This is a genomic window from Brevundimonas sp. UBA5866 (genome assembly GCF_002432125.1).
Lineage (GTDB): Bacteria > Pseudomonadota > Alphaproteobacteria > Caulobacterales > Caulobacteraceae > Brevundimonas.
Genome location: NZ_DJFS01000042.1, coordinates 1 through 9,003, shown reverse-complemented (window position 1 = coordinate 9,003; position 9,003 = coordinate 1). Strand labels below are relative to the sequence as shown.

The following is a 9,003-nucleotide window of genomic DNA, read 5'->3' as shown; positions in this document are numbered from 1 at the left end:
CGCAGCCGCCGAGCGTGCCCGTCAGGCCGAGGCCAATGCCCTCGCCCGCGAACGTGCCGAAGCCGAAGCCCGCCGTATCCAGCAGGAGCAGGCGGCCAGCGCCCCGGCGGCACCATCCACTGACGGGAATACACCGGGATGAGGCGGCCAATCTCGGTACGGGTTGTCGGTCCGCTGGAATGGGTCGTCTATCCGGCACTGGTGGCTATGGCGCTGACGATCCTTCTGGCCACACCGCTGCGGCTATTTGGTCTGTCTCTGCCCGAGCCTGTGTTTCCGCTGGTGCTGGCCTTTGCATGGCCCATGATCCGTCCTTCGGCGCTCGGGCCTGTGGTCCTGTTCGGTCTGGGCCTGTTTCTGGACCTGTTCTGGGGTGGCCCGATGGGGCTATGGGCGCTGAGCCTGATGGCCGTCTATGGCTTCATGCTCATCATGCGCATCTTCATGTCGGGCCATGCGACGATCGTGAATTTCGGTCTTTACGCCGGATCGGTGGTGCTGGCTTATTTCATCGCCTATCTGGTGACCGTGCTTCAAACGGACAATGCGCCCGCGATCATGCCGCTGGTGGGACAAATGCTGCCCACGCTTTTGCTGTTCCCGGTCGCTGACTGGCTGATGCAGAAGTTTGACGACAATGATGTGAGGTTCATGTGAGCAGTGAACCCCAACTGTTTTTCACCGATGTCAACGAGCGACAGGCTTCGTTCCTGCGCCGGACGGTGGTGCTTGGCGGTGCGACATTGGCCGGTCTGGGTCTGCTGGTCGGACGCCTCAGCCAGCTCCAGATCGTTCAGGCCGATGAATATGCGACCCTGGCGACAAAGAACCAGTTCAACTTCCGCCTTGTGCCCCCGCCGCGCGGCCTGATCAAAGACCGCAACGGTGTGGTGATTGCAGGCAACCGGCCCAGTTTCCGCGTGCTGGTCGTGCGCGATGAAACCAAGGACCTGGACCAGACACTGGATATCTTGGGCCGTCTTCTGCCTGATACGCTGGATCGACGCCGTACCATTATCCGTGAGGTGAACGCCGCCCCGCGTTTCTCGCCCGTTCCGGTCAAAAGCGATCTGACGTGGGAAGAGTTTTCCAAGGTCAATCTTCACGCGGCGGACCTGCCGGGTGTCATGGCCGATATGAACGAGGCCCGCTACTATCCGCACGGCGGGGCCTATGCCCATGTCGTCGGCTATGTGGCCAAGGTTTCGGACCGCGACGTCAAAGCCATTCGTGATCGCGGCGAGGAAGTGCCCTCGATCCTCTACAATCCCGGCTACCGGATCGGTCGTCAGGGCGTTGAGAAGGCGCTGGACCAGCATTTGCGCGGCGAGCCGGGCGGAAACCGCGTCGAAGTGGATGTGCGCGGTCGCGTTGTGGCCGAGGACATCGCCGGCTCAAAACCCGCCGTACCGGGATCGGAAGTCGTTCTGACGCTGGATAACGACATCCAGAACCGCGCGCTTGAGGTGTTCGGCGAAGAGTCGGGCGGCTGTGTGGTCATGGATGTGCGCAACGGCGACATTCTGGCGATGGTGTCGTCACCGTCGTTTGACCCGAACCTGTTTGTGGGTGGCGTCCCCTCGAAAATCTACCGCGCGCTGGCCGACTACGAGCGGCGTCCGCTGCTGGACAAGGCGATCTACGGCACATTCCCGCCGGGCTCGACCTTCAAGATGACCACGGCGCTGGCCTTCCTCGATGCCGGCATCAGCCCGTCAGAGCGTGTTGTCTGCACCGGCGGCTACCGTTTCGGTGGGCGCACCTTCCGTTGCTGGAAGAAGAGCGGTCACGGGGCGATGGACATGCACAATGCCATCAAGAACTCGTGCGACACCTATTTCTACCACCTGTCCAACCGTGCGGGCGTGGACCGGATCAAACGCGTGGCCGAGGATCTGGGCTTCCACCAGACCTATGAGATCGGCATCGACGGCCAATCCAAGGGCCTGCTGCCCTCGACCGAATGGGTGAAGAAGGCCCGTCCGCGTGACCCTGTCTGGCATCCGGGTGAAACCCTGTCGGTTTCGATCGGGCAGGGGGCCATCTCGACCACGGCGCTGCAACTGGCCGTGATGACGGCGCGCCTGGCCAACGGGCGCAAGGCCATCAAGCCGCGCCTTATCAAATCCATCGGCGGCGTAGACCAGCCGTCGGGCGGCGACGTGCCGGACCTGCCTTTCTCGGACGAGCATCTGGATATCGTCCGCGCCGGCATGGCGTCGGTGGCCAATGATGTGACGGGTACGGCCTATCGCGCGTCGCAACTGGGGCTGGGCGACATCAAGATGGCCGGTAAGACCGGCACCGCCCAGTCGCGTGACTACAAGCCCGGTGAATCGCGTGGCCCGCGCAATGCGGTCTGGAGCCGACGCGACCACGCCCTGTTCGTGGCCTTCGCGCCGCACGATGCGCCGCGCTATGCCATTGCCCTGATCATCCAGCACGCCCCGGCGGGCGGTTCGGCCGACGCCGCACCCCGCGCGCGCGAGATCATGAAGGTGGCGTTGCTCAAAGATCCGGAAATGCGCGCCCGTATCGAACGTCCTCTGCCGCCCGAGCCGACCGGTCCCTTGACCGAGGACGAACTGAACTACGGTGCGGCCCCGCCTGTAGACACTCCCGCCTCGGAGGAGCCGCGATGACTGCATCCGCCCTGACGCGCCCCGGTGAACGCGAGCGCCTGTCTACCAAATTGACTCAGATCGACTGGCGGATCGTGGGCCTGCTGGCGCTGTTGGCCGGTGTGGGCACCATGATGCTCTATTCGCTGGGCAAGCTGTCTTGGGAGCCGTGGGCCGCCAAACACCTGCTGCGCTTTGGCGTACTGCTGGTGGCCATGCTGTTTCTGGCACTGGTGCATCCCAAGTGGTGGTTCCGTTCGGCCTATCCGCTTTACGGTGTGCTTCTGGTCATGGTGGCGCTCGTTGACTTCTCGCCTCTGGGCTATGTGGCGGGCGGGGCCAAGAACTGGCTGAACCTCGGTGTCATCCGCATCCAGCCCGCAGAGTTCATGAAGATCGGCTTGGTGCTGGCCCTGGCGCGCTGGTATCACAACCATTCGGCTCAGGAAGCCCGCTGGTCGTGGAAGCTGATCATTCCGGCAGGGATGATTGGCGTGCCGTTTGTGCTGGTAGCATACCAGCCAGACCTGGGCTCAGCCATGATCATCGGCCTGACCGGCGCGGCCATTATGGTTCTGGCGGGGCTTAGCTGGTGGGTTATCGGTGCCGCAGCACTGGCGGCTGTTGTCATCGTGCCGCCGTTCGTCATGTTCTTCATGCATGACTATCAACGCAACCGGGTGCTGAACTTCCTGAATCCCGAAATGGACCCGTCCGGCACGGGATACAACATCATCCAGTCCAAGATCGCTTTGGGATCGGGCGGTTTGATGGGCAAGGGATTTGGTCTGGGGAGCCAGAGCCAGCTGGAGTTCCTGCCCGAACGTCATACCGATTTCATCTTTTCGACCCTGGCCGAAGAGTTCGGCTTTCTGGGCACATCGGCGGTACTGGTCTGCTATGCCGCGCTGATCTTGATTGCGCTGCGCATCGCGTCCCTGTCGCACAGCCATTTCGGCCGCATTGCCGCTGCGGGCATGGTGTCGTTTGTCGCCATGTTCGTGCTGATCAATGGCGCGATGGTTATGGGTCTTGCGCCTGTTGTGGGCGTTCCGATGCCGATGCTGTCATACGGTGGTTCGGGGATGATGACGGTGATGATCGGCTTCGGTCTGGTGCTGTCCACGCGGGTTCACCGCTATGCCGAACTGCCCAAGGGGCATGGTCTCTTCTGATATCGGCGGTTAGGGTAGGGCATGACCGAGCCCCTACCCAAGGCAGATCCGGCCATGTTTTCCGACTGTGGTGCCGAACCGTGCCCGCAGCCCATTACCTCTGATCCCGCCAATGCCGACGCGGTACAGGACCTGTCGGTTCGTATGCGCGACAATCCGGCGGAATGGGCCTTTGTACGCCTGTCCAAACTCATTCAGGAGTTTGAGGCCAACCTGAACAAGGACGAGGAGATCGGTGCCAGTGTTGTCGGCCTGCCCGGTGACGGCACGATGCAGATCCTCGATGTCGGCTATTGGGGGCCGGATTTGATCATGTTCTTTGGCCGCAATGCAGACGGTAAGCCCGTCCGCCTGATCCAGCATTATGCCCAGATGAACGTGGTGCTGAGCGCGATCAAAAAGCCTGAAAATCAGGCAGAACCCAACCGGATCGGGTTCCGGCTGGACGAGTTGGTCAAGAATACCAACCCGTCCGCCCGGATAGGCTAGGGTCTTACTGCTTTGCGGCCCAGTCGGTGCCGCGGATCAGGCTGTCGATGATGCCCGGCTCGCTGCTGGCGTGGCCGGCATCGCCGATAATCTCCAGCTTGGCTTCGGGGAAGGCGCGGTGCAGCGCCCATGCGCCCGAGGCGGGCGTGACCACGTCCCAGCGGCCCTGGGCGATCCACGTCGGGATGTGGCGGATCCTGTCGACGTTTTCGATGATCCAGTTCTCGCTCTCGAAGAAGCCGCCGTTGGTGAAATACCAGTTCTCGATACGGGCAAAGGCCACGGCGAACTCTGGATCGGCGAATTTGTCGGGCGCGCCATTGGCGCCTGCGACTGTAACGGTGTTGCCTTCCCACGTGGCCCATGCCACGGCGCAGCGGTTGCGCTCTTCGATATTGTCGCCCGTCAGGCGCTTGTAATAGGCGGCCATCAGGTTGTCGCGTTCATCCTCGGGGATTGGAGCCAGGAAGCTCTCCCACAGGTCCGGATGGATCATGGATGCGCCGTCCTGATAGAACCAGTGCAGTTCCTTCTTGGTCATCAGGAAGATGCCGCGCAGGACCAGCGCGCGGGTGCGCTCGGGATGTTTGATCGCATAGGTCAGCGACAGGGTGGACCCCCACGAGCCGCCAAAGACCACCCATCTGTCAATGCCCAGCATCTCGCGGATGGCCTCGATATCGTTCACCAGATCCCAGGTGGTGTTGTTTTCCAGGCTGGCGTTGGGGCGCGACAGGCCGCAGCCGCGCTGGTCGAACATGACGATGCGATAGACCGCCGGATCGAAGTAACGGCGCATGGCCGGATTGACCGCACCGCCCGGTCCGCCGTGCAGAACGATCACCGGAATCCCGTCCGGATTACCGCTTTCTTCCCAATAGACTTCATGGACGCTGTCGGTCTGGAGCCAGCCGTGATTGTAAGCGTCAATCTCGGGGTACAGTTCGCGCCGGGGTGCAGTGATCGGAGGAAAGGCCATCAGGGTTCTTTCTGTAAGTTACACGTTCTGGACAGCCATGCCTCGCACAGCGTGCCCGGCCAGCAACAGCCAGCCCAAAATCATCAAGGTCCCGCCGATGGGAGCGACCGCTCCCATGACGCGAAGTCCAGCTAAAGCCACAAATGCAAGCGCGGTACAGAAGACCAGACCGCCTGTTGAAACCAGCCATCCGGCTGCTGTGCCCATCCGTCCGGCAGCAGGCCAAAACCCAATGGCGGCGGCCAAAACAGCGTGCACCATCTGGTAATGTCCTCCGGTCTGGAGAAGTGCCGCCTGATGCGGCTCCACGCCGTGGGCGCCGAATGCGCCGACAGCGACGGACATCGCACCGTTCAAAGCCGCGAAAAAGACGAGATTACGGTTGGCATTCATGACTAAGGTTTAGACTACATCCGACCTGAAGTCTCTGCTACCGGCGCGGCCATGAAATCGGCCGTGCGCGTCTCGCTCCAGTATTCCCTGCTTTTCGGCACCACGGGTGTGGTCATGCCGTTCGCGGCCCTATGGCTTGCCTCTACCGGCATGTCAGGCGCACAGATCGGCCTGTTGCTGGCTTTGCCTATGGTCGGGCGGCTGGCCACCGGACCCCTGATGGCGGTCTGGGCGGACGGCTTTCACTACCGCAAGACGGCGATTGCGCTTCTGGGTCTGGCGATGGCGCTGGGCTATGGCGCGGCGGCATTGGTGGACAGCACCCTGTTGCGAGGCCTGTTCTGGTTCGTGGGGGCCACCGCCTGTGCCGCGATCATCCCGCTGATCGATGTTCTGACCCTGCGTGTGGCCCAGCGCGATGGCTATCCGTTCAGCCTGCCGCGCGGCTTTGGCTCTCTGGCTTTCGTGATGGCCAATATCGGCATGGGGGCACTGCTGACGCAGGTTTCCGAACAGGCGGTCATCATATGGATCGTGGCGGCCAGCGCACTCTGCGCTGTCTTCTCCGTGCTGGCTCTTCCGGCGGTCGAAGTCAGCGAGGGCGGCATCGCCCAGTCCGGACGCGAACGGTTCAAGGGACTAGGGCGGCTCCTGAAAAACCGCACATTCATGATTGCGGTTCTGGGGGTGGGGGCCATTCAGGCTGCCCACGGCTTCTATTACAGCTTCTCGGCCATTCTCTGGAAACAGCAGGGCATTGCCGAAAGCACGACGGGCCTGCTGTGGGCCTTTGCTGTCGCCGGTGAAATCGTCTTCATGTGGCTGATCGACCCGTGGCGCCGCAAGGTCGGCATCGGCCCGTTCACACTGGTGATCATCGGCGGGATAGCCGCCGTGCTGCGCTGGCTGCTGATGGCGACAGAACCGTCTGTGGCCTTCCTGCTGCCGCTGCAGGCGCTACATGCCCTGACCTTTGCGGCGGTCTATCTGGGCAGTGTCGAAATCGTCAGCACACTGAGCCCCCGTCAGGATCACACCTCGTCCCAGACCCTTGCATCCATGCTGTCTTCCGGCTTGATGACAGGGCTGGCCACGGCCGCATCCGGCCCGCTTTACGACAAGTGGGGCGGTCTGGGCTATCTGCCGATGGCGGGTCTGGCCGTCGTGGGCGTCTATGCCGTCATGGCCGTGCGTGCAGAGGTCAGGCGCGACCTGAGCCAAATCGCGGAAGTGGCGTAAGGTTCTGGGTCATCACGGTAACCGCAGCCTTCACGGCCTGGGCGATATTGCTTTCGCTCATGGACGAGGGGAAACGCAGCAGCGATATGGCGGGCGTTTCCAGCGTCGCTTCCATACGTGTCAGCAGGTCATAGAGCAGCTCGCTGCCTGCGTCCGGCTCGTGTTCGGACGAGGCAACGATCGAGACGTGCGCCTTTGTCACCGCATCGATGATCTCACCGGCCGGTCCGGTTGAGCGGACGACCCCGGGCGTATCCGTCGATATCCGTTTGCCGTTTTCGTGCGGGATCTCCGCGCGAAGTTGAACGCGCGCGGGACCTTCATGACGTGTACGTCCGATCAAAAGCAGGGCACGTACATCGTGGTTCAGCAGGCGTTCGGCCAACTGTTCGGACATGCTGGCAATGTCGCCTGTCGGTTCGACCAGTTCGGTGTGGGCTGTTTCAGGTTGCCACGGCACACCCGACAGGTCCTCGACCAGATCCCAGGCCGGATCTTCCTGCGACCAATTACAGACAATAATGGTCGGGCGGCGATCGTGTTCGGCCACGCGGTCTTGCGGCAAATGCGTCGAAAGTGCCATTCGCTGAATGTTACTCCTGCCCAAGTGCGATGGAACCTGCGTGTTCAGTCGGAAGCGGTCAAGCCCTGTTTAGGTTGCGTCACTTCACTGAATTTCGCCTAAAGCCGCATCATAGATGAGGAAGGCGCGGCCTTCGTCGGTGGCCAGACGGGCGTTAACGGCATTCTGGTCGTCGCCATAATCGGCCAGAACGGCTGCGAAACGCTCGATATAGTTGAGGATGTCGTTCTGCAGTTCGACGTCTGCGGCAATGCGGCGATTGACGCTACGCACGGCGGCAGGGGCGACGCGGCGCACGATCTGGCGGGCACGTACGACATCCTGACGTGACAGGGCATAGGCCGCGTCCTCGATGCGGGCGCGTGGCAGCAGGGCGTTGGGATCGACCCCCATGCGGCGGATCGAGCTGACAGCGCGCTCGGTCAGGACACTGATCGGCACGGCGGGCGGTGCCTGAACCGGGGCCTGAACTGGTGGCTGAACCGGGGCAGGGGCCGCTACAGGCTCATGCAGTGACGGTGCCGGTCGCAGCGGTACACGCAGGTCGGTAGGTGCCGGCTCTGACTTTGGCGTCCCCATCAGGCGGACGGCTTCATTGACCATCTCGTAGTTCTTACGGACCCGATCCTGGAAGCCCATGTCGAGGGCTTCGGCCTCTGCTGCGGCACGGCGCGAGGCGTCGGACAGGGAGGCAAGGCTCTGCTCTGCGGTCTGACGCACGGCAGCCATGCGTTGGGCGGCTTCTTCAGGAAGGCGGGCTGCACGTTCGTCTAGTTCGCGGACGGAACCCTCGATACGGGCCAGCGCCTCGTTCACGCGCTGGGTCAGGGATTCAAGCCGCGACATGGCCTCGATGCCTGTATGATCGACCAGCTTCAGGGTTTCGTCGACGATACGACGGGCACCGGCAATGCGGGATTCAGCGGCGTCATCGGCCTGACGCGCGGCATCGAAAAGGCTTTCGCCCAGACGGTCAGCGCGGATCTGGGCCTGCTGCAAGGCCTGTTCGGCCAGTTGCCGCTGTTCCAGAGCGGCCCGGTTCAGCGTCTCGACCGCTGTGCGGGTTTCCATCAGCAGGCGCTCGCGGCTTTCGGCGGCAAGCACTTCGAACTTGTCGAGCGAGAGCTTGGTGGCCGCGTCAAAGCCTTCGGCTTCGCGTTGGGACATGTTCACCAGAGTGCGGAACTGTTCCAGCACAGCCTCGACCTGGTTCTTGATGCCATCGGCGATCTGGTCGCCGGTCTGGTTCAGCTCGGAGGCGGCGTTGCGGGTCAGGCTCAGGTGCTCGATGAACTGGGCGCGCTGGCTTTCGATCTGCGCCGCAAAGTCTTCCTGATCGGTCCGCAGGGAATAGGCGGCGGTCACGAGGGCCGCGCGTTGCTGGCTCAGGCCGTCTTCCACCGCCTTGATCTGTTCGGTAACGCCGGTGCCAGCGGTTTCCAGACGCAGGGTCTGACGGCCAAGGTCCTCGGCGGCGATGCGGGCGGCGTCCTGGGCTTCATTGGCGGCGGCGGCCATGTCGGC

General features: G+C 62.7%; 8 protein-coding genes and 1 pseudogene. 5 read left to right on the top strand and 4 right to left on the bottom strand.

Annotated features, from left to right (window positions below; translation table 11 throughout):
- The first annotated feature begins 138 nt into the window (after nucleotides 1-138).
- The 4 genes from B3H86_RS04860 to B3H86_RS04845 are packed head-to-tail and all read left to right on the top strand — an operon-like array spanning nucleotide 139 to nucleotide 4,285.
- Complete coding sequence (locus B3H86_RS04860) at nucleotides 139-657, top strand: hypothetical protein (protein WP_292051557.1); 519 nt, start codon at nucleotides 139-141, stop codon at nucleotides 655-657.
- A complete protein-coding gene (gene mrdA / locus B3H86_RS04855; RefSeq protein WP_292051555.1) occupies nucleotides 654-2,642 on the top strand; it encodes a penicillin-binding protein 2 in 1,989 nt (662 codons plus the stop codon). The genes B3H86_RS04860 and mrdA overlap by 4 nt, the downstream gene beginning before the upstream one ends.
- Complete coding sequence (rodA, locus tag B3H86_RS04850; protein WP_292051553.1) at nucleotides 2,639-3,796, top strand: rod shape-determining protein RodA; 1,158 nt, start codon at nucleotides 2,639-2,641, stop codon at nucleotides 3,794-3,796. The genes mrdA and rodA overlap by 4 nt, the downstream gene beginning before the upstream one ends.
- A gap of 21 nt (nucleotides 3,797-3,817) precedes the next feature.
- Complete coding sequence (locus tag B3H86_RS04845) at nucleotides 3,818-4,285, top strand: DUF6173 family protein (RefSeq protein ID WP_292051551.1); 468 nt, start codon at nucleotides 3,818-3,820, stop codon at nucleotides 4,283-4,285.
- A 4-nt stretch (nucleotides 4,286-4,289) separates the two neighbouring features.
- On the opposite strand, the gene pip is transcribed toward B3H86_RS04845, so the two are convergent.
- Both pip and B3H86_RS04835 read right to left on the bottom strand, forming a co-directional pair.
- Complete coding sequence (gene pip, locus B3H86_RS04840; protein ID WP_292051549.1) at nucleotides 4,290-5,264, bottom strand: prolyl aminopeptidase; 975 nt, start codon at nucleotides 5,262-5,264, stop codon at nucleotides 4,290-4,292.
- An 18-nt stretch (nucleotides 5,265-5,282) separates the two neighbouring features.
- Nucleotides 5,283-5,657 (bottom strand): DUF423 domain-containing protein, encoded by a 375-nt coding sequence (locus tag B3H86_RS04835; RefSeq protein WP_292051547.1) that lies wholly within the window; start codon nucleotides 5,655-5,657, stop codon nucleotides 5,283-5,285.
- A gap of 51 nt (nucleotides 5,658-5,708) precedes the next feature.
- Between B3H86_RS04835 and B3H86_RS04830 the strand changes: the two genes are divergently transcribed.
- Nucleotides 5,709-6,896: an MFS transporter gene (locus B3H86_RS04830; protein ID WP_292051545.1), complete on the top strand. Its 1,188-nt coding sequence runs from the start codon at nucleotides 5,709-5,711 to the stop codon at nucleotides 6,894-6,896.
- On the opposite strand, the gene B3H86_RS04825 is transcribed toward B3H86_RS04830, so the two are convergent.
- Together B3H86_RS04825 and B3H86_RS04820 are read right to left on the bottom strand one after the other, a co-directional pair.
- Nucleotides 6,859-7,479, bottom strand: coding sequence for a hypothetical protein (locus tag B3H86_RS04825; protein WP_292051543.1), 621 nt, complete (start codon nucleotides 7,477-7,479; stop codon nucleotides 6,859-6,861). The genes B3H86_RS04830 and B3H86_RS04825 overlap by 38 nt on opposite strands.
- A gap of 84 nt (nucleotides 7,480-7,563) precedes the next feature.
- Nucleotides 7,564-9,003, bottom strand: a pseudogene (locus tag B3H86_RS04820) (tipN); the annotation flags it as partial.

What these genes read in the sequence shown, in the direction of transcription:
- B3H86_RS04845 (WP_292051551.1), top strand. Translation starts at nt 3,818, where the DNA reads ATGACCGAGCCCCTACCCAAGGCAGATCCGGCCATGTTTTCCGACTGT.
- B3H86_RS04835 (WP_292051547.1), bottom strand. Translation starts at nt 5,657, where the DNA reads ATGAATGCCAACCGTAATCTCGTCTTTTTCGCGGCTTTGAACGGTGCG.
- rodA (WP_292051553.1), top strand. Translation starts at nt 2,639, where the DNA reads ATGACTGCATCCGCCCTGACGCGCCCCGGTGAACGCGAGCGCCTGTCT.
- pip (WP_292051549.1), bottom strand. Translation starts at nt 5,264, where the DNA reads ATGGCCTTTCCTCCGATCACTGCACCCCGGCGCGAACTGTACCCCGAG.
- B3H86_RS04830 (WP_292051545.1), top strand. Translation starts at nt 5,709, where the DNA reads ATGAAATCGGCCGTGCGCGTCTCGCTCCAGTATTCCCTGCTTTTCGGC.
- B3H86_RS04825 (WP_292051543.1), bottom strand. Translation starts at nt 7,479, where the DNA reads ATGGCACTTTCGACGCATTTGCCGCAAGACCGCGTGGCCGAACACGAT.
- B3H86_RS04860 (WP_292051557.1), top strand. Translation starts at nt 139, where the DNA reads ATGAGGCGGCCAATCTCGGTACGGGTTGTCGGTCCGCTGGAATGGGTC.